Annotated in this window: 18 protein-coding genes; 6 read left to right on the top strand and 12 right to left on the bottom strand. The window is 74.0% G+C overall.

The window, feature by feature from the left end:
- Positions 1-54 precede the first annotated feature (54 nt).
- The 5 genes from ACIGNX_RS08895 to ACIGNX_RS08875 are packed head-to-tail and all read right to left on the bottom strand — an operon-like array spanning position 55 to position 9,061.
- On the bottom strand, positions 55-1,572 hold the full coding sequence (locus tag ACIGNX_RS08895; RefSeq protein WP_396537845.1) for a TNT domain-containing protein: 1,518 nt from the start codon (positions 1,570-1,572) through the stop codon (positions 55-57).
- Entirely contained in the window at positions 1,569-2,060 is a 492-nt protein-coding gene (locus ACIGNX_RS08890) for a hypothetical protein (protein WP_396537843.1), read from the bottom strand. Before ACIGNX_RS08890 ends, ACIGNX_RS08895 begins: the two co-directional genes overlap by 4 nt.
- A complete protein-coding gene (locus ACIGNX_RS08885) occupies positions 2,023-8,238 on the bottom strand; it encodes a glycohydrolase toxin TNT-related protein (protein ID WP_396537841.1) in 6,216 nt (2,071 codons plus the stop codon). Before ACIGNX_RS08885 ends, ACIGNX_RS08890 begins: the two co-directional genes overlap by 38 nt.
- 11 nt (positions 8,239-8,249) lie before the next feature.
- Positions 8,250-8,561: a WXG100 family type VII secretion target gene (locus tag ACIGNX_RS08880; protein ID WP_396537839.1), complete on the bottom strand. Its 312-nt coding sequence runs from the start codon at positions 8,559-8,561 to the stop codon at positions 8,250-8,252.
- Complete coding sequence (locus ACIGNX_RS08875; RefSeq protein ID WP_396537837.1) at positions 8,558-9,061, bottom strand: YbaB/EbfC family nucleoid-associated protein; 504 nt, start codon at positions 9,059-9,061, stop codon at positions 8,558-8,560. The genes ACIGNX_RS08880 and ACIGNX_RS08875 overlap by 4 nt, the downstream gene beginning before the upstream one ends.
- A gap of 111 nt (positions 9,062-9,172) precedes the next feature.
- Here ACIGNX_RS08875 and ACIGNX_RS08870 point away from each other — a divergent pair, with 111 nt between their 5' ends.
- Genes ACIGNX_RS08870 through ACIGNX_RS08855 form a run of 4 tightly spaced genes read left to right on the top strand, consistent with a single transcriptional unit; the run spans position 9,173 to position 12,472 of the window.
- Positions 9,173-10,372 (top strand): MFS transporter, encoded by a 1,200-nt coding sequence (locus ACIGNX_RS08870; RefSeq protein WP_396537835.1) that lies wholly within the window; start codon positions 9,173-9,175, stop codon positions 10,370-10,372.
- Positions 10,373-10,376: 4 nt separating this feature from the next.
- Complete coding sequence (locus ACIGNX_RS08865; protein ID WP_396537833.1) at positions 10,377-11,294, top strand: DMT family transporter; 918 nt, start codon at positions 10,377-10,379, stop codon at positions 11,292-11,294.
- A 16-nt stretch (positions 11,295-11,310) separates the two neighbouring features.
- On the top strand, positions 11,311-12,159 hold the full coding sequence (locus ACIGNX_RS08860) for a bifunctional methylenetetrahydrofolate dehydrogenase/methenyltetrahydrofolate cyclohydrolase (protein ID WP_396537831.1): 849 nt from the start codon (positions 11,311-11,313) through the stop codon (positions 12,157-12,159).
- A 19-nt stretch (positions 12,160-12,178) separates the two neighbouring features.
- Entirely contained in the window at positions 12,179-12,472 is a 294-nt protein-coding gene (locus tag ACIGNX_RS08855; RefSeq protein WP_396538196.1) for a DUF3017 domain-containing protein, read from the top strand.
- On the opposite strand, the gene ACIGNX_RS08850 is transcribed toward ACIGNX_RS08855, so the two are convergent.
- On the bottom strand, positions 12,473-13,036 hold the full coding sequence (locus ACIGNX_RS08850; RefSeq protein ID WP_396537829.1) for a TetR/AcrR family transcriptional regulator: 564 nt from the start codon (positions 13,034-13,036) through the stop codon (positions 12,473-12,475).
- Positions 13,037-13,112: 76 nt separating this feature from the next.
- On the opposite strand from ACIGNX_RS08850, the gene ACIGNX_RS08845 reads away from it, so the two are divergent.
- A complete protein-coding gene (locus ACIGNX_RS08845) occupies positions 13,113-13,676 on the top strand; it encodes a dihydrofolate reductase family protein (RefSeq protein WP_396537827.1) in 564 nt (187 codons plus the stop codon).
- Between the two features lie 190 nt (positions 13,677-13,866).
- Here ACIGNX_RS08845 and ACIGNX_RS08840 read toward each other — a convergent pair whose 3' ends face one another.
- The 3 genes from ACIGNX_RS08840 to ACIGNX_RS08830 all read right to left on the bottom strand — a co-directional run bounded on the left by ACIGNX_RS08840 (position 13,867) and on the right by ACIGNX_RS08830 (position 19,222).
- Positions 13,867-17,166: an error-prone DNA polymerase gene (locus ACIGNX_RS08840; protein WP_396537825.1), complete on the bottom strand. Its 3,300-nt coding sequence runs from the start codon at positions 17,164-17,166 to the stop codon at positions 13,867-13,869.
- Between the two features lie 106 nt (positions 17,167-17,272).
- The gene (locus tag ACIGNX_RS08835; protein ID WP_396537823.1) at positions 17,273-17,503 is read right to left on the bottom strand and encodes a hypothetical protein; all 231 of its coding nucleotides are present in this window, start codon (positions 17,501-17,503) and stop codon (positions 17,273-17,275) included.
- A gap of 99 nt (positions 17,504-17,602) precedes the next feature.
- The gene (locus ACIGNX_RS08830; RefSeq protein WP_396537821.1) at positions 17,603-19,222 is read right to left on the bottom strand and encodes a DNA polymerase Y family protein; all 1,620 of its coding nucleotides are present in this window, start codon (positions 19,220-19,222) and stop codon (positions 17,603-17,605) included.
- Between the two features lie 1,534 nt (positions 19,223-20,756).
- Between ACIGNX_RS08830 and ACIGNX_RS08825 the strand changes: the two genes are divergently transcribed.
- On the top strand, positions 20,757-21,473 hold the full coding sequence (locus ACIGNX_RS08825; RefSeq protein ID WP_396537819.1) for a hypothetical protein: 717 nt from the start codon (positions 20,757-20,759) through the stop codon (positions 21,471-21,473).
- 58 nt (positions 21,474-21,531) lie between these two features.
- Here the strand turns inward: ACIGNX_RS08825 and purH are convergent, their stop codons facing one another.
- Genes purH through ACIGNX_RS08810 form a run of 3 tightly spaced genes read right to left on the bottom strand, consistent with a single transcriptional unit; the run spans position 21,532 to position 25,407 of the window.
- The gene (gene purH / locus ACIGNX_RS08820; protein ID WP_396537817.1) at positions 21,532-23,115 is read right to left on the bottom strand and encodes a bifunctional phosphoribosylaminoimidazolecarboxamide formyltransferase/IMP cyclohydrolase; all 1,584 of its coding nucleotides are present in this window, start codon (positions 23,113-23,115) and stop codon (positions 21,532-21,534) included.
- Complete coding sequence (gene purN, locus ACIGNX_RS08815) at positions 23,112-23,747, bottom strand: phosphoribosylglycinamide formyltransferase (protein WP_396538194.1); 636 nt, start codon at positions 23,745-23,747, stop codon at positions 23,112-23,114. The genes purH and purN overlap by 4 nt, the downstream gene beginning before the upstream one ends.
- 55 nt (positions 23,748-23,802) lie before the next feature.
- Positions 23,803-25,407, bottom strand: a complete 1,605-nt coding sequence (locus tag ACIGNX_RS08810; protein WP_396537815.1) for a DUF6350 family protein — start codon at positions 25,405-25,407, stop codon at positions 23,803-23,805.
- Between the last annotated feature and the right edge of the window lie 187 nt (positions 25,408-25,594).

Genomic DNA, 25,594 nt, shown 5'->3' with positions numbered 1-25,594 from the left:
GCCCGCACGGGACCCCGCTGAGCCGAACGGAGTAATGACGCCGCGCGACCGTGCCTAGACGCCCGGTTGCGGTTGCCCGACCGACGCCGCGGGCACCTCGACGAGGCTCCCGTCGGCCAGCAGGTCGCCCACCGAGCGCGCCAGGAAGTAGCCCGTGCCACCGCCCGGCTGCCCGAACCACGGCACCGCCACACCCCTCAGCGCGGGCACCGGTTTCTGCACCCGGTACACGTGGTAGCGGCGGTTCAGCCAATCCGGTGGCAGCGACCGGTGGCCGAACATCGTCCCGGCCGCGTAGACGAGGTTGCCCGTCTCCGCGCCGAACCGGTCCAGCTCGACCCCGGCGGGGACGACCAGGTTCTCCCGGTCCCGGAACAGCGACAGCGGCGGCTCGTCGGGCAGCGGCTGGATGTCCGCCACCGGCAGCACCAGCGCGCCCGTGTCGGCCGCCGGCGGCGTCCGGTCCAGGTCCGCGTTCCACAGCAGCTCGGCCAGCAGCACCTTCGCCGCGTCCACGGCGTGCTCGTACACGCGCGGGTGGCCGTGCGGGCCGCGGCTGGCGTCCCAGAACTGGACCTGCCAGCCGGACGGCCCGGGGGCCGGTTCGACGACGAACGCGTCCGGCTTCGGCTCCACGATCCCGTACTCGGACTCGGGGACCCCGAAGTGCCGCAGCCGCTGCCCGAGGTGCTCCAGGGCGCGCTGGTCGGCCTCGGTGATCACGCGGGGCCGGTGCTCGGGCAGTGGCGCGCCCTCGGCCTGCCCGGTGGCGACGGCGGAGGCCGCCTGCTCCGCCTCGGGCGCCACCGGCGGCACGGCGTAGCCGTTGTCCCGGATGTGCTGCACGAGCTGCGGCACCGGCGGCACGTGGTGGTGGCGCAGGTAGTAGGCCACCCCGCCGGGCCACACCCAGGTGCCGTCGGTGTGGAAGGACAGCGGCACGGACGGCGTGGCGTCCGGCTTGAAGGCGTCGGTGCCGTAGGAGCGCGCGGCCAGCACGACCGGCGCGTTCTCCAGGTAGGCCAGCACGTCGTCCAGCTCCTGCGGGTGCACGGCGGGCCGGTCGGTCACCGTCGGCGCCGGGCCGTCGAACAGCGGCGCGGCGATCACGACGGCGCCGGGCGCGGCTTCCGCGCCCTCCCGCAGGCCCGCCCGCTCCCGCAGCCACGCCGGGACGGCGTCCTCGTCACGCGGGTAGAGCTCCAGCTCCCGCGCGTAGTGCTCCGCCGGGGGCGGCTGGGTCCAGTCCGGCTCGGCGTCCCGGTCGAACTCCGCCGAGTACGTGTCCGGGTGCACGAGGTGGAACTTCAGCGTGAACCACGTGCCGCGGCCCGGCCGCGCCATGCCGTCGCGCAGCTGCGCGAAGAACGGCAGCGCCTCCGCCGGCAGCTCCCAGTCGAACGACGAGCCGTACATGGTCAGCCCGGACACCTGCGTCTCCAGATACCCGCCGACCATGCGGAAGTCGACCCACAACTGCTCCCAGTCGCCCGGCAGGCGCTGCACCAGCAGGGTGGTGACGGAGCCGAGGATCGCGTTCTGGTCCTCGACGTCCAGCTGCGGCGCGGTCATGCGTTCTGCTCCTCGGTGCGGGTGTCCTTCGGGCCGGCGCTCGCCTCGACCAGCCGGGACCGCAGCCAGTCGGGGACGAACGCCTCGTCGCGGGGGAAGACCTGGAGGTCGCGGGCGAAGTCCTCGGCGGGCACGGGCGGCTCGAACCGCGGGTCGTGGTCGAAGTTGTAGGTGATGTCGATCCGGACCGGCGCGTTGACCACGCACCGCGCCGAGAACCAGGTGCCCCGACCGGGCTGGTACAGCACCTGCCGCATCTCCTGGAACGCGGGCACCAGGCCGTCCGGCGGCAGCACGTCGGGCGTGCCGCCGTCGGGCAGGTACACCTTCAGCGCCACGTCCTGCACCGCCACGGTCATCCGCACCAGCACGTCGATCCGCCGGAAGCCGTCCGGAGCAGCGTCCAGCAGCATGCCGCCGATCTGCTGGAGCAGCTCGTCGTGGCGCTGCTCAGAAGTCGGCCGGCCAGAGGGCTGCGTTGTGCTCATTCGGGTAGCTCCTGACGTAGATCTCGGTCGTGCCGTCGGCGAGCGTCACACGCCACCGCGTCTGGTAGGTGTGGGGGTGGCGTTGCAGCGGGTCGCGCAGGGCGAACGTGTCGATCATCTCGACCGTACCGCCGTCCTTCAGGAACTTCGCGCGGTCGCGCTCCATCCGGTGCCACGTCTCGGCGGTCACGAACGCGGGGCGCTCGTTGCCCTGGTTCTGGTCGCGCTGCTGGCTCGACTGGTTGGCCGCCTCGCCGGGGCCGCCGGTCTCGTTGCCCTGGTGGTGGCCGCCGTCGGACAGCTTCTTGCCGTTCGAGTCGACCTCGCCGTGGTTGCCGACCTCGATCTGCGCGCTGCTGTCACGGCGGATCGCGCCACCGGAGGACAGGTCCGGCCGGCCGGTCGTCGCGACCGTCTCGCCGTCGCCGTTCGTGCGACCGCGCCACGCGTCGTTGTCCGCGACCAGCACGGCGTTGGGCAGCGGGTTGTTCAGGTCCGGGCTGAACGGCCGGAACGTGTGCAGGTGCGAGGTCGTGCCGTCCGGGCCCGTCTGGAACGTGCCGTAGCCCTGCCCCTTGTGGTCGTCCAGCACGAACCGGGTGCCCGGCGGCAGGTCGGCGCGGGCGGCGAACGGGTCGGCGTTGGAGAACGGCCTGGTGACCGCGGCCCGCTGCTCCGGCGTCCACCCGCTGGTGTCGCCGCTGACGACCTCCACCGAGTACACGTAGCCGTCGCCGACCTTGGTGCGGCGCATGGCCAGCTCGACCTCGCCGTTGGCGGGCGCGGGCCAGGTCCGCGCCGGGTGCTCGGCCTTGCCCAGGCCGTAGAAGCCGTCCGACGTGACGTGCGCGCCCTCCGGTGCCCGGGTGATCTCGGTGTTGACCCGGCTGCGCTGGCCGGAGTACGTGTCCTCGAACACCACGTGGCCGGCGTCGTCGGTGAGGAACCGGCCGCGGCGCTGGCCGTGCTCGTCGCTGACCACGTACTCGGTGTTGGGGTCGTGCACCTGGCCGGGCCTGCTGAACGGCTCGCCCTGCCCGAGGTCGGCGACCGGCGTCTGCCTGGACGTCACGGGCTCGGTGCGCTCGACCGCGTCCTGCGGGTGGCCGTCGGCGTTGGTCGTGAACTCCTGGTGCAGGGGTCCGCGGTCGATGTTGTAGTTCGTGCCCTGCGAGGTGTGCTGCACCTCGGGGTTGCGCACGTCGGTGGACAGGTAGTCCGGCGCGGCGACCCACCTCGGCTTGCCGTCGGCGTCGGTCTGCACCGTGCCGCGGTACGTGCCGTCGGTGTCGTGGACCTCCATCCGCGTGTTCGGCGGGAGGTCGGTGCGGGCGGTGAACGCCTCGTCCGGCCTCGGCGCGAGCGGGTGGTCGCGGTCCACCACGAGGCGGCCGTTCGCGGGCTCGGGGATCGGCTCGATCATGACCGCGCGCTCGATCGGGACGACCCGGTCCCCGATCTTGAGGGTGTCCTGCGCGGTCTGGCGGGTGCCGTCGGCGTTGGCGACGAAGACGTCGTGCCGGTGGCCCAGCTCCACGCGGTAGTGCGCGTTCGGCGCGGGGTGCTTGACCTCGGGGTTGTCGCCGTGGCGGGTGTTGGGCGCGACGGCGTCGACGAACACCCTGCCGTCGGCGTCGACGTGCACCACGGTGCGGGGTTCGCCGTTCTCGCCCAGGACCGTGATCCGGGTGTCCCTCGGCAGGTCCTGGCCCTGGAAGAACGACTGGTCGTCGCGCAGCCGGACCTGCTGCTCGTGCCGGGTCTCCGGTGCCGTCCACGGCTGCTGGACCTGCGGCTCGATGTCGAGCCGGCCGCGGTGCTCCTGGCCGTCGCCGGCGAGGTCGCCGCGGGGCTCGTGGCCGGGCGGCATGCCGTTCTCACCGGTCGGCGCGTGCGTGCCGTCGGGCTCGAACGCGTGCCAGCCGCCGTCCGGCGGGAGCTTGGGGCCCGTGCCGGACTCGTTGGGCGAGCTGCTGTAGACGTTGCCGTCGCGGTCGGACCAGGCGAGGCTGTCCGGCGCGATGACCCGCTGGCCGGTCTCGCGGGCGACGTGCGCGGCCAGGCTGTTCTCGCCGCCCGCGCCCGCGTCGCAGCCGACCAGCATGATCGGCCTGCCGGCGAGGTCCGGGTGGTTGTTGATCAGCTGTACCAGCTCGGCGCGGGTGTAGTGCGTGTCGCCGATGCGGACGCCGTCGCCGTCGGTGTGGATGTCGAGGACGGCGTGGTCGGCGTTGGCCGGGATGCGGCTGGACAGGTCCCGCAGGGTGCTCTCGGTGTGCAGCGCCACGCCCGCGTCGGTGACCTGGCTGTTGCGGATCGCCTGGTCGACGCGCTGCGACACCTCGCCGATCGGGATGGGGCCGTTGTGCGCGACCGGGCCCAGGTCGGGGTTGGGCGTCAGGTTCGCCGGCGCGTCGGACGGGGTGTGACCGTCGAACGCGCCGTCCCGCGCGTCGGCGACCGAGACCGGGTCGGGCGTGCGGACGTTGCCGTCGGCGTCGAACGTGCCGAAGTCCGGGGCCAGCACGCGGCCGTCGGCGGGCGGCACGTCCACCTCGTGCAGGACGCCCAGGTCGATCAGGCGCTGGACGCTCATCCTGTCCGTGTTCGGGTCCGCGAGGTTCGCGTCGAGGACGGGCTGGAGCTGCCGCGCGCCGCCGTTCTGGTCGAACGCGGGCGCGACCTGGGCCAGCTCCACGGTGAGCGGCGCGTCCAGGACGTAGACGTGGTAGCCCTTGCCGAGGCTGTCCGGCATGATCGCGCGCTCGCCGAACCCGTACGCCTGGCCGTCCGGGCGCAGCGGGGAGAGGAAGTCGCCGTTGGGGCTGCCGAACCGGTCCAGCACGGTGCCCGCGGGCAGCTCCACGACGACCCGCGGGCCGTCCGCGCCCTGGTTCGGCGGCCAGTCGATGCTGCCGTCGGGCTTGGAGTGGGCGTCGCGGAAGGACTGGTAGTCGCCGTAGGGGCCGTAGGGCTGGTAGGTCGGCTCGATGAGGGCGGCGGCGCGCTGGTCGTACGTGCCGACGGCCTGGTCGGTGGGGCCGGTGCTGTCGTGGACGGAGACGTACGGGCCGTCGTGGGAGAAGCCCGGGACGACACCCGCCGGCTGGTTCCAGACGTTCTTGTGGGGGAAGGGGTCGGTGCCCGTCGCGGTGCCGGTGCCCGGGTCCGTGCCGGTCGTGGTGCCGGGGGCGGTCGCGGTGGTGTCGGGGGTGTTGGCGTCGGGGGTGTTGACGTCGGGGGTGGTGTCGGCGGGCCACTCGTGGCTGGACGCGGGCGTGTGCGCGTCACCGGGCTCGCCGACCAGGTCGACCGGCGGGGTGCTGTCCGGGGTCGGCGTGGCGTCGGGCCCGGGACCGTCGTGCGCCGGGGTGCCACCGGGGTGGGAAGGACCGTCACCGGGCGTCGGCCCGTCACCGCCACGTGCGGCGGGCGCGGGGCCGTCGGTGCGGACCGGTGCCGCGGGTGCCGGCGCGGCCGGCCGCGCGACCGGTTCCGGGGCGCGCGTGGGTGCCGACGCCTCCGGTCGGACGGGCGTGGTGGCCGGACCGGCGGCGGGCGGACCCGCGGCGGGCGGACCCGCGGGCGCTCCGGGCTGCGGGCCGAACCCGCCGGGCTGGGGCCCGAAGCCACCGGGCTGGGGCCCGAACCCACCGGGGTGCGGCGCGGACATGGGCGTCTGCGGCGGCGCGGAAACGGGACCGCGCTGCTCGGGCATCGAGATGGGACCGGTCGCCGGCACGGGCTGCACCGGCATCCCGGTCAGGGAGCTGGCACTGACCGCGTCGTGCCCGCGGGTGCCCTCGCGGCCGGCGGGTGCGGGTTCCGGGGTGAACCCCTGAGCGGGCGCGACAGGCCCACGCCCGCCACCGGTACCACCGGTGCCGCCCATCGGGGCGCCACCCATCGGAGCCCCGGCCGGCATCGCCCCACCGGCCACCGGCCCGTTGGGCGTGCCACCGACCGGCGAACCGTGCGCCGCACCGGGCACAGCACCGCCGCCGGGCACAGCCCCACCGGCCGCCGGCCCACCGGTCACGTGCCCACCAGGCACCGCACCACCCGGCGTCGAACCGGCGGGCACGGCACCACCGGGCACCGCGGCATGCCCTGCCCCGCCGGGCACAGCCCCGCCGGACACAGCCCCACCCGGCGTCGAACCGGCGGGCACGGCACCACCCGGGACGGCCCCACCCGGCGTCGAACCACCGGGCACGGCACCACCGGGCGTCGAGCCGGCGGGCGTCGAACCGGCGTGCGCAGGCACACCGAGCGCCGACCCACCGGGCGTGGACCCGCCAGGAGCGCTCCCACCAGGAGTGGTCCCACCGTGAGCGGTCCCACTGGGCACGGCACCACCGGTGGTCACAGCACCGGGCGTGGACCCGGCGTGCGCCGAGCCCGCGGTCGCCCCACCGGGAACCCCACCACCGTGCACCCCACCGGGCGAAGACCCGCCCGGAGCAGTACCGCCAGGCACCGACCCACCAGGCGTCGAACCCCCAGGCGTCGAACCACCGTGCGGAGTCCCACCCGGGACAGGCCCACCGGGCGTCGCCCCATGCGGCGTCGCCCCATGCGGCGTCGAACCATTAGGCGTGGAGCCAGCCGGAGTCGCCCCATGCGGCGTCGAACCATGCGGCGTAGCACCGCCAGGCGTCGAGCCACCCGACGTGGTCCCGTGCGGCGTCGCACCACCCGTGGTCGAGCCGCCGTGCGTCGAGCCACCGGCCGCGCCCCCGCTGAACGAAGTCGCCCCCGGCACACCGCCCGACCGGACACCCGGCCCACCGGCAGGCGTCGCACCCCCGGCCGTGCTCAACCCGCTGGGAGCACCACTGGGAGCAGCACCGGGAAGACCGCCGGCGGGCACCCGCCCACCGGAACCACCCGCGGCCGGGTGCGCCGCACCACCGGGCGCACCACCGGGCGCACCGGCCGGAGCGGGCCCACCGGTCCCCAGCCGACTGCCGATCGACGACGTGGTCCCACCGCCACCCGGCGACGTCGGCAGCGAGCGCCCACCGGGAACACCGCCCAGGGCCGAAGGAGCCGAAGACCCACCCGGCGACGAGTCCCCGCCACCACCACCGACCGAGGGCGGCGCGCTCACACCCGGCCCGGGCGCGGGAGGCGCGGCCACCGAAGCCGCCGTCGTCGTCCCCGTCGCCCCCGGCTGCCGGTTCAACCCCTCACGGCTCACCGCGGGACCCGCCGGCGCACCCCCACCGGCCGGACCTGCCGCACCGGCCGGACCACCGGTACCCGGAACGCCACCCGGCGTCGGCCCGAGGGTCGGCGGACCGCCGTCCGGCCCACCGGCGTTCACCCGCGGCGGCTCGACGGAGATCCCCTCCTTCGCGCCACCGATCCCGCCGGACACCGCACCGGCCGACGCGCCCATCAGCACGTCCCGCGCGGAGATGTCCTGCCCCAGCGCGGCGGCCGTGCCCACCGTGGACACCGCGCCCTCGACCGCGCCGCGGGTCGCGCCGACGGCCACCTGCCCGGCCAGCCCGCCGCCCTGGAACTTCACGCCACCCGACACACCGCCGACCAGGCCGGACACCGCGCCCGAGACCGCCGCCTCGGTCGTCTTGCCCCAGTCCCACGACTCGCGGTCGCCGCGCGCGACCTGCACCGCCTGGATGGCCACGTCGATGCCGACCGAGATCGCGACCTCCTTGAGGATCGCGATGATCAACTGCCGGAACGTGAACTGCACGATCATCCGCGTCGCCTGCTGCGCGATCGGGATGCCCGCCGTCGACGCGCCGAACGTGCCGAACGCCGCGGCGATCAGCGCGGCGATCTCGATCGCCAGCGCGATCAGCGACGCGATGATCGACAGCTTGGTGTACTCCACCTCCAGCGCGGTGTTGTCGCAGCTCTCCGCCAACTGCTCGCAGATCTTCTGCAGCTTCGGCAGGTAGGAGTCGTCACCGTCGGTGAACTTCTTCCAGTACTCCTCGAACGCCTTGACGGCCTCGCCGGTCTGGCTCGCGTACACCGTCGACGCGGCGCTGTTGCCCTCGTCGATGACCGACTTCACGCCCTGCGCGGCCGTGCGGTAGGCGTCGGCCATCCGCCGCAACGCCGTCTCGTCACCCTCCGGCCAGCTCTGCCCGACCACGATCGGGAAGAGCCAGGTGACCTCGCTCGGGATCTCGATGCCCACCGCAGTGCCCCTCAGTAAGTCCGGGAGATCCCGGTCGCGTTGCCCTGGTCGGAACCCTCATAGGCATCGGCGGTCTGCTGCACGCCGGTGCGGATGTCGGCAAGGGCTTTGGCGAGGTTGCCGAAAGCCTCCAACGTCGCCTGCGAATTGGGCACGTACTGCTTGGCGAACGCCTGGCCGGACTCGTCGCCGCCCCAGCACTGCCCCTCGGCCTGCAGCGCCGAGTTCAACGCCTGCAGCACGCCGTCGAGCGAGTCGCCCGCCGCACCGAACTGGCCCGCGCCCCGGCGCAGGCCGGACACGCTGACATCGAACCCGCTCACCAGCCACTCCTGTCCATGATGCTGCCGCCTTCGTCGTCGTCCGAGGGCGGCGCGGGCCGACGCGGCTGCGTCGACGGCTGCGGCACCACGGGCGGTTGGGGGATGAGATCGGCCAGGGACGGCACGCCGGGCAGCATCTCCGACAGGTCGACGCTCGCGCCCTGCTGCGCGGGCGCCAGCACGTCGTTCAGCTCGGTCCGCGCCTTGGCGACCGCCTGCCGCACGGTCTCGGTCGCCACCCGGGCCAGCTTGTCGGGGGTGGTGCGCTCGAAGGCGTTCGCGGAGAACTCCAGGGACGTCAGCGCGCCGGCGGAGTCGACGGTCGCGCGCACGGCCCCGTCCTTGGACACCGCGGTGGCCGTGATCGCCATGGCACGCGCCTGCGTCTCGCGCAGCTCCTCGGTCTTCTTGCGCAACTCGCCCAGGAGCGAGTCGACCTGCTCGCGCATGGCCGCGTTGCGCGCCTCCAGCTCGGCCCGTCGTCCTGTCGGATCGGTCACAGCGGTCCCCTCGTGAGCGCTCTCCAGAGGTGCTGACGCTAACCGAGGCCCGCGGGTTCCCGCGGATATTCGGCACCGGGTTGTCGGTTCGGGAGGGCAGAGTGTCACACCGTGCTGCGTCCGTACCGGGAACTCGCCGCGATACCCCACCTGCCCTCGCTGCTGCTGTGGTCGATGGTCGGCCGCGTGCACCTGCCGGGAACGCCCTTGGCGGTGTCGTTCCTGATAGCCGGGTGGACGGGGTCCTACGCGATCGCCGGCGTGGTCGGCGGGGCGTTGACGCTGGGCATGGGCGTCGCGGGTCCGCTGCGGGGACGTGCGGCGGACCGGAGCCCGGCGGGGCGGTTGCTGCTGGTCACGGCGTCGGGTTACGGCCTGGGCATCGCGGCGCTGGGCGTGCTGCCCGCGGTGCTGCCCGGTGGTGCTTGGCCGTTGGCGGTGGTGGTGGCGTTCCTGACCGGCCTGTCCACGCCTCCGGTGACGGCGATGAGCCGGGCGGCGTTCCCCCGGCTGGCCGCGGGGCAGGCGGTGTTCACCGTCGAGGCGTCCATGCAGGAGGTCATGTACATCGTCGGGCCGGCGCTGGCGGCGACCGTGGTGGCGGTGTGGAACGCGCAGGTGGCGCTGTGGCTGTGCGGGGCGCTGGCGGTGCTGGGCGCGGTCGGCTTCGGCCGGGCGCTGCGGCGGGCGGACCTGGACCGGCCGGTGGCCCGGGAGGGCGCGCCCGGCGGGCGGACGCTGCTGCGCGACGGGTCGCTGGTGCTGGCCCTGGTGACGGCGCTGTTCCTGGTGGCGTCGCTGGTGTCGATCGACATGGTGATCATCGCCTGGGCGCGCGACCTCGGCCGGCCCGGGATGGCCGGGGTGCTGACCGCCGTGTGGGGCGTCGGCTCGGTGGTCGGCGGGCTGGTCGCGGGCGGGTTCACCGGGCGGGCGTCGTTCAGCCGGCGGATGCTGTTGGTCGCGCTGGGCGTCGCGCCGCTGGTGCTCGTGCTGCCACCGGTGCTCGACCCGTCGTCGGTGTGGTTGGTCGCCGCGGTCCTGGGGGTGGGTGGGTTGGCGATCGCGCCCGCCATCGCGGCCAACAACCAGCGGATCAGCGCGCTCGCGCCGGACGACCGCAAGGCCGAGGCGTTCGGCTGGATGGGCACGTTCACCACGGCGGGCTCGGCGTCGGCGCTGCCCGTGGCGGGGACGCTGTTGGACCACTTCGGGCCCGCCGCGGCGGCCGGGGCGAGCACGGCGGTGGCGCTGCTCGGCGCGTTGCTGGCGAGCCGGGTGCGGGAGCGTTCGGCGGTGCCCGTTGGGTAGCCGGGTGCGGCTGGTCGGCGGGCTGCTCGCGTTCGTCGGCGGCGCCTTCCTGGCCGTCCAGGGCCGGTTGAACGGCGAGCTGGGGCACGTGTTCGGCGACGGGTTCCTGGCCGCGCTGGTGTCGTTCGGCGGCGGGTTCGCGCTGCTGCTGCTCGGGGTGCCGACGACGGCCGCCGGGCGGGCCGCGCTGGGTCGGCTCCGCTCGTCGTTGCGGGACGGGCGGATCCGCTGGTGGCAGTGCGTCGGCGGGGCGTCCGGCGCGTTCTTCGTGTCCACGCAGGGGTTGACGATCGCGGCGCTGGGCGTGGCGGTGTTCACCGTCGCGGCCGTGGGGGCGCAGGCGGTCAGCAGCCTCGCGGTCGACCGGGCGGGGTTGGGCCCGGCCGGGCGGGTGCCGCTGACCGGGCCGCGGGTGGCCGGCGCGGCGCTGGCCGTGGTGGCGGTCGCGGTGGCCGTGTGGGACGAGCTGGGCGACCCGTCGGCGCTGTGGCTCGCGCTGCTGCCCGCGCTCGCCGGGGTCGGGCTGGGCTGGCAGCAGGCGGTGAACGGGCTGGTGCGCGAGGCGGCGCGGAGCACGCGCGTGACGACGTTGGTCAACTTCGGCACCGGGACCGCCGTGCTGCTCGTCGTGTGCGCGATCGACGTGGCCGTGCGCGGGTTGCCCACCGCCGCGCCCGCGGAGCCGTGGTTCTACGCCGGTGGCGCGCTCGGGATCTGCACCATCGGCTCGGCCGTGCTGGCGGTGCGGTGGCTGGGCGTGCTGCTGGTCGGGCTGTGCCAGGTGGCGGGGCAGCTCGTCGGCGCGCTGCTGGTGGACGTCGTCGCTCCCGCCGCAGGTGGGTACGTGTCCGCGTACGCGTTGGTCGGCACGGCGTTGACGCTGATCGCGGTGGTGGTCGCCGCGCTGCCCGGCCGGCGGTGATGAGAGGATGAGGCACGTGACTGCGACGATCCTCAACGGCAGGGCCACCCGGGACGCGATCTTCGAAGACCTGCGGGCGCGGGTCGGCGCGTTGCGCGAGCGGGGGGTGGCGCCGGGGCTGGCGACCGTGCTGGTCGGGGACGACCCGGGCTCGCACTCGTACGTCCGGGGCAAGCACCTGGCGTGCGAGAAGGTCGGCATCACCTCGATCCGCCGCGACCTGCCCGCGAACACCACGCAGGCACAGCTCGAAGAGGTCATCGACGAGCTGAACGCCGACCCGGCGTGCACCGCGTACATCGTGCAGCTGCCGCTGCCCGGGCACCTCGACCCGAACCCCGTCCTGGAGCGCATCGACCCGCGCAAGGACGGCGACGGACTGCACCCCGTCAACCTGGGCAAGCTGGTGCTGGGCGACGAGGCCCCGCTGCCCGCCACCCCGCGCGGCGTGGTGGAGCTGCTGCGCCGCTACGACGTGCCGCTGTCCGGCGCGAACGTCACCGTCGTCGGCCGCGGCGTGACGGTCGGCCGCCCGATCGGGTTGCTGCTGACCCGGCGGTCCGAGAACGCCACCGTCACGCTGTGCCACACGGGCACGAAGGACCTGGCCGCCGAGGTGCGCCGGGCGGACATCGTGGTCGCCGGCGCCGGCAGCCCCGGCCTGATCACCGCGGACATGGTCAAGCCCGGTGCCGCCGTGGTCGACGTCGGCATCACCCGCACCGAGGCCGGCCTGGTGGGCGACGTTCACCCGGCCGTGGCGGAGGTGGCGGGCTTCCTCGCGCCGATCCCGGGTGGCGCGGGTCCGATGACCATTGCGATGCTGCTGACCAACACGGTCGAGGCAGCCGAGCGCACGGCCTGAGGCGGAAGCGGTGGAGTTGTTGCCGGAACAGCGCTGGCGGTCCGCGGCGGGCAAGCACCTGCCGTTCGCGCTGGTGCTCGCGGTCGTCGGTCTGGGCCTGCTCCGGATCGTGCAGTACCACTGGCGGCAGGGCGCGGTGCTGATCGGCCTCGCCCTGCTCGTCGCGGCGCTGCTGCGGGTCCTGGTGACCGACGAGCAGGCGGGCCTGATCGCCATCCGGGGTCGCAGCGTGGACGCGATGCTCTACTCAGGACTGGGCGTCGCCGTGATCTTCGTGGCAATGACCATCATCGGCGGCCCCCTGGACCGCTGACTACGCCCGTTCGACGAGTGCCTTGATCACCTCCGCCACCTCGGCCTCGGGCAGCACGTCGGGCAACGTCAACCGCTCCACCACGAGCCCGCTCAGGGCGAGGTAGAGCGACACCGCCGTCGTGCGGTCGCCCGGCAACCCCGCGTCCAGGTGGAACCGGACGTTCCGCTCCAGGCTCTCGCTGATCGTCCTGGTCAGCGCGGCCTGGAGCTCCGGCCGCCTCGTCGCCTCCAGCCGGAGTTCCAGCAGCGCCAGGTAACCCGTGCGGTCGACCTGGAGGCGTTGTTCCAGCAGCTCCTGCAACAGCCGCACCGCGACGCTCCGGTCGGGCGGCCCGGCCGCCACCTCGGCCAACCTCCGCGCATCCGGTGACAACCGCACGTGGACGTGCTCCCCGACCTGCCGCAACAGGTCGTCACGACTGGCGAAGTAGTTCGAAGCCGTCCCGTTGGGGACCTCGGCCTCCTGGTCGACGGCCCGGAACGTCAGCCCTCGCGCCCCTTCGCGCGCGAGCACCTCGATTGCCGCGTTGACGAGCGCGACACGCCTGTTCGGGTTACGCACAAGATCCCTCCTTGACAACCACTACAGCCATAGTACTACATTCGTAGTGGTCACCCAACCTCCGAAGGAGAAGGAAATGCGGACCCTGACCTACTTCGTCGCCACCTCGCTCGACGGCTTCATCGCCGACCCGAAGGGCGGCTCCGGCGACTTCCTCCTCGAAGGCGACCACATGACCGCCGTGGTCGAGGAGTACCCCGACACCTTGCCCGCCCAGGTCCGCGAGGCGATGGGCATCGACACCCCCACCAAGGACTTCGACACGGTCCTGATGGGCCGCGCCACCTACCAAGTCCCGGGCGGCCCGCCGAGCCCCTACCCACACCTGCGCCAATACGTCGTGTCCACCAGGCTGACCACCACCCCACCCGACGTCGAAGTGATCGCCGACCCGCTGCCGAAGGTCCGCGAACTGAAGGAAGAGCCGGGTCTGGGGATCTGGCTGCGCGGTGGTGGCCGCCTGGCCGCCACCCTCCTGCCGGAGATCGACGAACTGATCCTGAAAACCCACCCGATCGTGCTCGGGAGGGGAATCCCCCTCTTTGCCGGCGACTCCCCCACCACCCGCTTCACGAAATCCACCACGAGAACCTTCGACACGGGCGTCACCTTCACCACCTACACCAAACCCGACCCCTAACCACCCACAACCTGTCCACCACTGCACCGTCCCCGCCACCCCACGACAGTTCGCGAACCCACCCGCCAATCGCAAAACCGGAACCGCCCACCAAGCCCCGACTTGACCGGGTTCGGGTTCCTCAGGCTGGTCGGAGTCGGAACGCAACCACCCACCTCAACCTGACCTCAACCCAAAACCAACACCTCGATCACCGGAAATCCCGCGACCGCGAAGGAATGCGCAAGTCCAACCGCTGCAACCGCTCCGCCCGAACGCTGATCACCCCTTCCGCCGACTCCACCACCCCCCGGATCAGCAAGGCGGGGCTGGTCCGGGCGACCTTCCGATAGCGGGCCCACAAGCCCTTGGTGCACACGACGTTGACCATCCCGGTCTCGTCCTCGATGTTGAGGAACGTGACCCCGCCCGCGGTACCGGGTCGTTGCCGGTGGGTCACCGCGCCGCCGATCAACACCCTGGTGCCGTTGGGGACCTCGGCCAGGTCCGCGGTGGTCAGGGCCCCCAGCGCCGTCAGGCGGTCCCGGATGAACTCGGTCGGGAAGCTGTCCGGTGACAGGCCCATCGCCCAGACGTCGGCGACGGCCAGCTCGATGTCGTCCATCCCGGGCAGGGCGGGTGCCTCGGTGCCGACAGCGGTGCCGGGCAGGCGGTCAGGTCGGTTCCTCGCCACGGCACCGGCCGACCACAGGGCGGCGCGCCGGTCCACCCCGAAGCACCCGAACGCGCCCGCCGTGGCCATGGCTTCCACCTGCGCCGTGGTCAGGCGGACCCGCGCGCCGAAGTCCGCCATGTCGCGGAACGGGCCGCCCGACTCCCGTTGCGCGACGACGTCCTCGGCGACCTGCCGACCGATGGTGCGGATGCCGCCCAGGCCGATGCGCACGGCCTGGGCACCGTCCACCAGTTCCAGGGTGGCGTGGGCGAGGCCGGCGTTCACGTCCGGACCGAGCACGCGCACGCCGTGGCGGCGGGCGTCCGCGACCAACGATTGAGGGGAGTAGAAGCCCATGGGCTGAGCACGCAGCAACGCCGCGCAGAACGCGGCCGGGTGGTAGAGCTTGAACCAGGCGCTGACGAACACGAGGTGCGCGAAGCTGAGCGCGTGGCTCTCGGGGAAGCCGAAATTGGCGAAGGCCAAGAGCTTCGCGTAGATCTTCCCGGACAGCTCGTGACCGATGCCGTTGGCCTTGGCTCCCTCGTGGAAACGTTCACGGAGGCGTTCCATGCGGTGAGTGGAGCGCTTGGCGCCCATGGCGCGCCGCAGTTCGTCGGCCTCGGCGGGGCTGAAGTCGGCCACGTCGACGGCGATCTGCATGAGCTGTTCCTGGAACAGCGGCACGCCGAGGGTCTTCTTGAGCGCGCCCTCCAGCAGGGGGTGGTCGTAGTCCCACTTCTCCTCGCCGTTGCGGCGGCGGATGTAGGGGTGCACCGAGCCGCCCTGGATCGGGCCGGGGCGGATCAGCGCCACCTCCACCACCAGGTCGTAGAACGTCCGCGGCTTGAGCCGGGGCAGGGTCGCCATCTGGGCGCGGCTCTCCACCTGGAACACGCCCACCGAGTCGGCGCGCCGCAACATCTCGTAGACGTTCGCGTCGTTCAGGTCGAGGTTGCCGATGTCGACTTCGACGCCCTCGTGCTCGCGCACCAGGTCGATGGCGTAGTGCAACGCCGACAGCATGCCCAGGCCGAGCAGGTCGAACTTCACCAACCCGATGGAGGCGCAATCGTCCTTGTCCCACTGCAACACCGTGCGGTCGGTCATCCGGCCCTTCTCGACCGGGCACACCTCGCTGACCGGCCGGTCGCAGATGACCATGCCGCCGGAGTGGATGCCGAGGTGGCGCGGGAAGTTCTCCAGCTCGGCGGCCAGCTCCAGCACCGGGCGCGGTATGCCGCCTTCCTCCACCGTGGACCTCAGCGGTCCCCAGCGGTCGATCTGCTTGCTCCACGCGTCCTGCCGGCCGACCGAGTGGCCGAGAGCCCGTGCGACGTCCCGGATCGCCGACCGGCCGCGGTAGCTGATGACGTTGGCGACCTGGGCGGCGTGGCGTCGTCCGTACTTGCGGTAGACGTACTGGATGACCTCCTCGCGGCGGTCGGACTCGATGTCGAGGTCGATGTCGGGAGGCCCGTCGCGGGCCGGTGCCAGGAATCGTTCGAAGAGGAGGTCGAAGCGGACGGCGTCGACGTTGGTGATGCCGAGGGCGTAGCAGACCGCGGAGTTCGCGGCCGAGCCGCGGCCCTGGCAGAGGATGTCGTTGCGCCGGCAGAACGAGACGATGTCGTGCACGACGAGGAAGTAACCGGGGAAGTCCAACTTCTCGATGATCTTCAGCTCGTGTTCGACCTGCTGGTAGGCCCTGGGGTTCTCGCCGATGGAGCGGTAGCGGCGGGCGGCGCCCTCGTAGGTGAGGTGCCGCAGGTAGCTGTTCTCGTCGTGCCCGGCGGGCACGTCGAACGGCGGCAGTTGCGGCGCGATCAGCTTGAGGTCGAACTGGCACTGCAGGCCGAGCACGGCCGAGCGGTGCACCGCGCCGGGGAACCGGGCGAACCGGCGGGCCATCTCCTCGCCGGACCGCAGGCACGCCGTGCGGCCGGGCGGCAGCCACCCGGCCAGCTCGTCCAGGCTGCGCCGGGCCCGCACCGCCGCCATCGCCGCCGCCAACCGGCCGCGGGCGGGCACCGCGTAGTGCACGGCGTTCGTCGCCACGGCCGGCAGCCCCAGGTCGTGGGCCATGCCCCACAGCAGGTCGTTGCGCGGGCCGTCCTCGGGGTAGCCGTGGTCGGTCAGCTCGACGAACACCCGGTCCGCGCCGTACAGGTCCACGAGCCTGCGCAGCTGCGCGAACGCCGCCTCCGGTCCCTCCCGCGCCAACGCCCGGCGCACCGCGCCCTTGCGGCAGCCGGTGAGCACGACGCAGTCGTCCCGGGTGTCGGCGACCACCTCCTCCAACCGGTAGACCGGGCGGCCCTTCTCGCTGCCGTCGGCGAGCTGGCCGGTGGTGATCGTGCGGCACAACGCGTGGTAGCCGGCGCGGTCGGTGGCGAGCAGGAGCAGGTGCTCGCCCTCGGGGTCGGGCACGCCGTTCTGCGGCGCGGACAGCCCGAGGCTCAGTTCCGCGCCGAACACCGTGCGCACCCCGAGTTCCTTGGCGGCCTCGGCGAACCGCACCACGCCGTACATGCCGTCGTGGTCGGTCAGCGCCAGGCCGTCCAGCCCGAGCTGCTGCGCGCCCTCCACCAGTTCCTCCGGGTGGCTCGCGCCGTCGAGGAAGCTGAAGTTGGAGTGGCAGTGCAGCTCGACGTACGGCACGCGGGCGCGGGTCGCGCCGAGGTCGTCCACCTTGACCGTGAAGTCGGGCGGTGCCTCGTACCGGTCGCGGCGGTACGTCCACGCCGGGCTGTCGCCGCCGTCGGGTACCGGGGGCTTCCCCGACAGCGCGCGCTCCAGCTCGGTCCACCGGACCGGTGGGTTGTTCCAGCCCATCAGCGCGGTTCGCGCCAGCGGGGCAGGTCGTCCTGCGGGCGCCGAGGTACCGGGATGGCCAACGCCGGCTCCTCCGGGGGCAACCACGACGGCAACCAACCGAAGCTCACCACGTACGCCGGCCCGCCGACGCGATCGGCCGCATCACGCCGCTCACGCGCCGCCCGTTCGCCCGCCGCACGGGCATCCGCGGCTTGATCGCCCGCGGTCTGATCACCCGCAGCACGGGCATCCGCGGCACGGTCATCCGCAGCGCGGTCGTCCACAGCACGGCTCCCCGCAGCGCCACCACCCGCAGCCTCGTCTCTCTCAGGCCCGCCACCCGCAGCGCGACCACCGCTCCAGGCGTCCCCGTCCGGGCCCTCGACAGCCCGGGCGTTCAACCACTCGGCCAGACCACGGCGATCGCGATCCTGCTCGAAGAAGTCACCGCTCATCAGTCGTACACCCCTTCCACCGCCCACTTGCCACCCGAGCGGATCAGGAGGAAGGCCTGCTCCTCACCGTCCGCCGCGGTTCCCAGCACCTGCAGTCGGGCACCGCGCAGCGCGGTCTCCGCGTCCCACCAGCGCTCGTCCACCGGCCACGGCCCCGACCAGGCCACGACCTGCCGCGCCCGCCCGCCGTGCACGATCCGGTGCGGTCGCACGACCAGCTCGGCGTAGCCGGTGACCACGACGTCCGCGCCCGACTCGTCCAGCAGCGCGACCGGCTCCGGTTCGGGGAACACGGTCGCGGGCGACGGCGCGGGCAGTCGTCCCGGCCACGGCTGGTCCGGGTTCGTCGCCGGGGTGCGCTCGTCGCCCCACGGCACCAGCCGCACCCGCTCCACCGGTCCGCGCCCGCCGCCGAGCACGGGCGTGAGCACGGCGTCCGGTCCGAGCAGGCCCTGGACGTGCACCATCGCGCGCGCCGCGCGTTCGGCCGCCTCGCCCTGGTCCTGCCCCGCGCCCGGCCACAGACCCGGTTGCAGCGCGGTGGCGTCGACCACCTCCTCGGGGTCGAGGTGGAGCTGCCGGATGCCGGCGGTGGGTCCGGTCCCGGTGAGACCGGCCCTGGTGAGGTCGGCCCCGGCGAGGTTGGCCCTGGTGAGCCAGCCGTCGAGCTGCCACCGGACCCGGTCCGCGATGCCCTGCGGGATGAGCGGGTCGGCGCAGCGCCACACGCGGTGCAGCTCCTCGCCGTTCTCGGTGGTGGCCCGGATGCCCAGCCGGGTGCACGCCAGGCCGCGGCCGGCGAGGCCGGCGTGCAGGTGTTCGGCGAGGCCCTTGGCGGCGAACGCGGCCGCGTCGACCCGGTCGACCGGCGGGTCCAGCTCCCGGGTGACCGACAGGTCGGCCGGCGGGCGGCGGCGTGACCTCGGACGTTCCTCCAGACCCGCGGCCAGTCGGTGCGCCATCACCCCGGCACGGCCGAAGCGGGTGGCGACGTCCCGCTCGGGGACGGCGGCGAACGCGCCCAGCGTGCGCAGGCCGAGGCGGCGCAGCAGGTCGACCAGCGCGGCTCGGTCGGCCCGGTGCTCGGCGGGTTGGTCGAGTTCGTGGACGCCCAGTGGCGCGAGGAAGTCGCGGGCCCGACCGGGCGGCACGACCACCCCGCGGTGCGCGGCCAGCGTCGACGCGAACAGCCCGTCGGCGAACCCGACCTGCGCCTCGACGCCGGCGCGGACCGCGACGTGGTCGACCAGGCGTTCGGCGGCCGACTCGGGGGACTTGAAGTACCCGACGGGGCCCTGGGCGGCGACCACCACCAGCCCTGGTCGCACCACCTCGATCCCCGTCGCGAGCTCCTCCACCGCCGCCGCGACCGGCTCGAAGAACCGCGCGTCGCGCACCTCGTCGTGCTCGAAGACGGCCAACTCCGGGCACTGCGCCTGGGCCGCGCGCCGACGCATCCCCCGCCGCACCCCTTCCGCCCGCGCGACCGCCGAACAGGCGACGACCTCGCCCGCCGCGACGACGGCGGCAGGCAGGTGCGGCGCCAACGACGCCTCGGCGGAAGCGGCCACCACCGGCCAGTCCGGGCACCACACGGCGAGCGTGTACAGCGGATTCACCTCTTCGATCGAATTCGGGACGGGCACGGCTCACCCCGCGACGACAGCGCCGCACGCCGCGATCGGCGGCCGACGCCGCAGGAACGCCTCGCGGTGAGCGGGACCGAGCCGACCCGCGGCACCGGACCGACGGGCACCTCGCCGGCGGACAGGTCGGCCGAGCGCGACGACCCCGCGGCAGGCAGGTCGGGCGCCGCCCACCCGACTGAGGCACACCCGACAGGTCCACTCCCGACAGGTCCACTCCCGACAGGCCAACTCCCGACAGGCCCGCGCCCAACCAGGGAACACCCGGCAGGCGAACACTCGACCGGCGAACACCCGACCGGCGAACACCCGACCGGCGAACACCCGACCGGCGAACACCCGACCGGCGAACACCCGACCGGCGAACACCCGGCCGGCGAACACCCGGCCAAGGAACACCCGGCAGGCGCACCGGCGACCGGAGCGAGCGCGACCAGGACGACACCGACGCCGGTTGGCGAATCGGAGAGCACGACCAGCGGGCGCTCGGCAGGCGCACCTTCACCCGGAGCGTCACCCGCCGCCGAGAGCGCGCCGGGCGGCAGATCGGCCGCCCGTGAACGGGTGGTGGGTGCGGTGGATAACCGGGCGTCGGCGACGCGGCCGGCCGAGGCGGTGGCGGTCGGGAGCGGTTGGCTCGCGAGTTCGGCGGTCGTCAAGGGGAACAGGCGCTTCCGCGGCGCTTCGGCCGGGCCGGGCAGTGCCAGGGTCGTGTGCCGCGGCCGGGCGGCGGCTCCCCGGCCCGTCGCCCGGACGGTCGCGGTCCGCGTGGTCAGCAGGCCGTGGCCCGCTCCCAGGCCCGCCCACCTCGCCGAGGTGACCTCCAGCTCCACGTCCGCGCCCGGCCACGGGGTCGCGAACGGCAGCAGGACCGACTCGCGGTGGCGCGCCCGGGACGAGAGCTTGCGCGCCGTCGCGGGCGAGACCGGGCCGGCCAGCGCCACGAGGTCGAACCCGTCCAGCAGCGCGGCCACCGTCTTCTGGACCTCGCCCTGGTCCCGGCCAGGTCGGGGGACCAGGGCGAGCCGGTGGACGGCCACGCCGAGCTCGGCCGCCGCGAGTGCCCCACACCCCGGCAGGCCGACCACGGCCGCCCAGCATCCTTCACCCGTCGCCTCGGCCATCAGCGCGAGCAGCAACGACGTCGACCCTCGCACCGACACCGTGCTGCCCCGCCGCAGGCCACCCCACGGGAGGAGCCCTGCCAGTTCCCCGCGAACCGGCAGGGCCCGAGCCGGTGCCGCGGTCAGCTCGCTCGCCGCGCCTACCCCGAGCGCGGTCAGCGTCGCCGTTGCCGACCTGGACACCCGCCCTCCTCCCACTGATCCGCGCGCACCCCTGTGCGCGGACCGCCGTGGGAAGTTCGGCGACCTGTCTGTCGAACACGTGTTCGAACGACAGCATGATCTTATCGCGGACCGGCCACCCGCTGTCAATGGCGGACGTGTCCCCGATCGAGTGGCCGGCAGACTGCTCCGCGCGCACCGACCGCACCACGGGGGGAACCGTGAACTCGCCGCAACCGCACCAACACCAGCCCCGGTACCCGCAGCACTGGCCGCAGCACACCGGCCCGGCACCCGGCGGCCCCGGGCTCCGGCAGCCCGCACCGCGGCGCAAGAAGCGGGGCGGCCTCGTCGCCGGCATCGTCATCGCCGTGATCGCGCTCGCCGCCGCCGGCGTCCTCGGTGCGCGCTACCTCGCCTACGTCGACGAACCCGGCGGCGGCCCCGGCACCGACCCGATCGCCCAGTGCCGGCTGAGCGACGACCTCAAGTCGCAGGCGCACGTCAGCAGCTTCCGCCTCATCCAGGCGCCCACCGACGCCAGGAAGGGCATGAAGCAGGCGCACTGCGCCTGGGAGCAGACCAAGGGCAGGGACGGCCGCGACCCGCGCCGCCTCAGCTTCCTCGTCTACGACTTCACGACGTTCTCCGACAAGCCGGACCGCAACGCCGAGCAGGCGCGCGGCAACTACGCGAGCCTCACCTCCTACGCCACCGGCGACCAGGCCAAGCCCCTCGACGTCGGCGACGAGGCGATGATCGTCATCCCGTCCTCGCCCGCCGACCTCACCGAGGTCAACCTGCTGGTCCGCAAGGGCACGGTGGTGTGGAACATCCGCTACCAGGGCCACGACAAGGGCTTCTTCACCGACTCGGCCTTCCCGCTCGCCGACGCCGAGGCCGTGGCCGTCCGAACGGCCGAGGAGCTGACGGAGTAGCCCGGGAACGGTCCGGGGGCTCCCCGCGCGCGGCGAGGAGCCCCCGGACCGGCGAACCCTAGTGCGCGAAGTGCCGCGTGCCCGTCAGGTACACCGTCACCCCGGCCGCCTCGGCCGCCGCGATCACCTCGGCGTCGCGCACCGACCCACCCGGCTGCACGACGGCGCGCACACCGGCCTCCAGCAGCACCTCCAACCCGTCCGGGAACGGGAAGAACGCGTCCGACGCCGCCACCGAGCCCCGCGCGCGGTCACCGGCGCGGGCCACCGCCAGCCGGGCCGCGTCGACCCGGTTGACCTGGCCCATGCCCGCGCCGACGGTCGCACCGCCGGACGCGAGCAGGATGGCGTTGGACTTCACCGCCCGGCAGGCCCGCCACGCGAACGCCAGGTCGGCCAGGCCGTCCTCGTCCAGCGGCGTGCCGCACGCCAGCGTCCACTTGGCCGGGTCGTCGCCCTCGGCCTCGATGGTGTCCGAGGTCTGCACCAGCAACCCGCCGGACACCGCGCGCGTCTCCACGCCGCCGCGCACCGGCTCCGGCGCGACCAGGATGCGCACGTTCTTCTTGCGCGTCAGCACGTCCACCGCGCCGTCGGCGTAGGAGGGCGCGATGACGACCTCGGTGAAGATCTCCGCCACCTGCTCGGCCATCTCCACGGTCACCTCGCGGTTCGCCGCGATCACGCCGCCGAACGCGCTGACCGGGTCGCACGCGTGCGCGTTGCGGTGCGCCTCGGCGATCGCGCCGGGACCGTCCACCCGGGACACCGCGATGCCGCACGGGTTGGCGTGCTTGATGATCGCCACGCACGGCAGCTCGTGGTCCCACGCCGCCCGCCACGCCGCGTCGGCGTCGACGAAGTTGTTGTAGGACATCTCCTTGCCGTGCAGCTGCTCCGCCGTCGCCAGCCCGGTCCGGCCGTCGCCCTGCGTGTACAGCGCCGCCCGCTGGTGCGGGTTCTCGCCGTAGCGCAGCACCTGCTTGCGGTTCCAGGTCGCGCCGACCCAGCCCGGGAAGCCGGAGCCCTCGTCGTCGGGCGCGACGACGTTGCCCAGCCACGACGCCACGGCCACGTCGTAGGACGCGGTGTGCCGGAACGCGTCCACGGCCAGCCCCTGCCGGTCGGCGAGCGTGAAGCCGCCGGCCCGCACCTGCTCCAGCACCCACGCGTACCGGTCCGGGTCCACGACGACGGCGACGCTGGCGTGGTTCTTCGCCGACGCGCGCACCATCGCCGGACCGCCGATGTCGATCTGCTCGACGCACTCGTCGGCCGACGCGCCGGACGCCACCGTCCGCGCGAACGGGTACAGGTTCACCACGAGCAGGTCGAACGGCTCGATGCCCAGCCCGCGCAGCTCCTCCACGTGCTCCGGGCGGCGGGTGTCGGCGAGCAGGCCCGCGTGCACGCCGGGGTGCAGCGTCTTCACCCGGCCGTCGAGCGCCTCCGGGAACCCGGTGATCCGCTCCACCGGCGTGACGGGCACGCCCGCGTCGGCCAGCGCGCGCGCCGTGCCGCCGGTCGAGACGATCTCGACCCCGGCCGCGTGCAGGCCGGTGGCCAGTTCCACCAGCCCCGACTTGTCGGAAACCCCGATCAGGGCCCGGCGGACCGGTCGCCTCTCGGCAGGAGTGGTCACGGGATGCTCACCTTTCGTCCGTTCACGGTGCAGCCCTCGCGGGCCAGTCGGGCGACCACGTCGACCAGCAGCCGCCGCTCCACCACCTTGATGCGCTCGTGCAGGCTCTCGACGTCGTCGTCATCGGCGACGACGACCGCCTCCTGGGCCAGGATCGGCCCGGTGTCCACGCCACCGTCCACCAGGTGCACGGTCGCACCGGTCACCTTCACGCCGTAGTCGACGGCGTCGCGGACGCCGTGCGCGCCGGGGAAGGCGGGCAGCAGCGCGGGGTGGGTGTTGACCATCCGGCCGCCGAAGCGGGCCAGGAAGGCGGGTCCGAGGATCTTCATGAACCCGGCGGAGACCACCAGGTCGGGTTCGTGGGCCTCGACGGCGTCGGCCAGCGCGGTGTCCCACGCCTCGCGGTCGGCGTGGTCGCGCAGCTTCACCGAGAAGGAGGGGACGCCGGCGCGGGCGGCGCGGTCGAGCCCCTCGATGCCGTCGCGGTCCGCGCCGACGGCGACCACCTCGACCGGGTATCCGGGGTCGGCCGCCGCGTCCAGCAACGCCTGCATCAGGGTGCCGGAACCGGAGACGAGGACGACGACCCTGGCGGGGACGGGAAGCCGGAGTGTGGTCGCGGCGCTCAGCGTGCTCTCCTTGCTGGGGACTGTCACAGCAGCTCAAGAGCAGCCTAGGCGTTGCCTAGCGGGGCTTGTCGGCCAGGTCCGGGTCCGCGTCGCCACCGGGACCCGGGTCGCCGCCGGACCCGGGATCGTCCGGGGACTCGGCCGCGGGATCGTCGGAGGGGTCGTCCGCGGGGTCGACGTCGGCCTCGTCCTCGAACGCGTCGAACTCCTCGAGGTCGTCGTACTCGTCCAACTCGTGGTCGAACTCCCCGTCGTCCTCCTCGTCCTCCTCGTCGTCCTCTTCCTCCTCGGCCTCGTCCTCGTACTCCTCGTCGTCCTCGTCGTACCGGACCTCGTCGTCCTCGTCGTCCTCGTCGTCGTAATCCTCGTCGTCGTAGTCCTCGTCGGGGTCGTCCACCGCGGCGTCTTCCCCGGCGGCGTCGTCCTCGGCGGCGTCCTCGGCGGCGTCCTCCTCCGCGACGGGCGCGGGCGGCACCGCGCGGGGCGGCCGGGGGCCGGCGAACCAGGCCACTGCGGCGCCCGGCACGGCGAGCCAACCGAACGTGAGCACGGCCAGCAGGCCCGCCGGGATCGTGACCGGGCTGAACACCCCGCCGCCCAGCGCGCCGCCGGCCACCGCCGCCAGCACGAGCGTGCCGACGCCCGCGGTGACCGCCGCGACCAGCACCGCGCGCACCCGGGCCCGGGGCGTCTCCGCCGCGTCGCGCAGCGAGAACCCGACCAGCACCGCGATCACGCCCGGCAGCACCAGCACGAGCGGCAGCCAGCCCGCCTGCTGCTCGGGCAGCGCCGCCAGCAGCGGCACGGCGGGCACCGGGCCGCCGGTGAACTCCAGCGGGCCGACCAGCACCGCGCCGATCGAGAACCCGGAGCCGACCACGTACGACAGCGCGCCGATCACCGCGTTGGGCAGGTACGCCAGGCACAGCAGCCAGATGCCCAGGCCGGTGCCGATCGTGCCGCCCGTCTGGTCGAACAGCGACGCCGTGGTCGACCACGAGGACAACAGCCCCAGCGCCAGCACCAGCGCGCCCGTCGCGGCCAGCGCGAACAACGCCGCCGCCCCCGCGCGCAACCCGCGCCGCGCCACCGGGTCGATCCGCTCGAACACGACCTCCACCAGGCCGCAGCGCTGTGCCACACCGGCGACCGCCGCCACCCCCGACACCGCGGCGCAGCCGAAGAACGCCACCGCGGGCGTGGCCCGGACCGGGCCCTCGTCACCCATCAGGAACGCGATCAGCCCACCGACCCCGGCGTGCGCCCCGGCGATGCCGAACACCACCGACCGCGCCTGCAACGGCTCGAACAGCCCCAGCCGGTCCGCCGCGCCGGCCGCCGCCCGGTACACCAGCAGCATCACCAGCGCCGTCGGCAGCAGCGGCAGCAGGCCGAGCTGGCCGCCGTCGAAGCGCAGCGGCACGTGGTGCGCGGCCAGCCAGCCCGGCGCGGCGGCGGTCAGCACGCCGGTCGTGGAGAACGACGCGTGCGCGGCCGTCGAGGAGATCAGCGCGAGCAGCGCGGCCACGCCCGCGTAGCCGATGACCACCGAACCGGCGGCCGTCATCGTGAGCACCCGCACGTGTTCGGCGCGGGAGAACTCGGGCGGGCGCACGGAGTCCGTCACGACGCCGTGCGAGGTCGTTTGCTGCACCGACATCCTCCCACTGTCCCAGTAGCGGTGAGCCGTCCGGGCGAGACGCGCCGGACACGCGAAGAGGGGTGGGGGGGGGGGGGCCCGCGGCCCCCCCCCCCCCCCCGGCGCCGCCCCCGGGGGGGGGGCCCCCCCCCCCCCCCCGGGCGCCGGCGGGGGGGGGGGGGGGGGGGGGGGAGGCGCGCGAGAGCGA

Source organism: Actinosynnema sp. NPDC053489 (genome assembly GCF_044544865.1).
In the GTDB taxonomy this organism is placed as follows: domain Bacteria; phylum Actinomycetota; class Actinomycetes; order Mycobacteriales; family Pseudonocardiaceae; genus Actinosynnema.
This window is presented reverse-complemented; position numbering and strand designations above follow the sequence as displayed.

Coding starts and splice junctions, on each gene's coding strand:
- ACIGNX_RS08895 (WP_396537845.1), bottom strand. CDS start 1,572: ATGACCGCGCCGCAGCTGGACGTCGAGGACCAGAACGCGATCCTCGGC.
- ACIGNX_RS08890 (WP_396537843.1), bottom strand. CDS start 2,060: ATGAGCACAACGCAGCCCTCTGGCCGGCCGACTTCTGAGCAGCGCCAC.
- ACIGNX_RS08845 (WP_396537827.1), top strand. CDS start 13,113: ATGCGGACCCTGACCTACTTCGTCGCCACCTCGCTCGACGGCTTCATC.
- ACIGNX_RS08840 (WP_396537825.1), bottom strand. CDS start 17,166: ATGGGCTGGAACAACCCACCGGTCCGGTGGACCGAGCTGGAGCGCGCG.
- ACIGNX_RS08810 (WP_396537815.1), bottom strand. CDS start 25,407: ATGTCGGTGCAGCAAACGACCTCGCACGGCGTCGTGACGGACTCCGTG.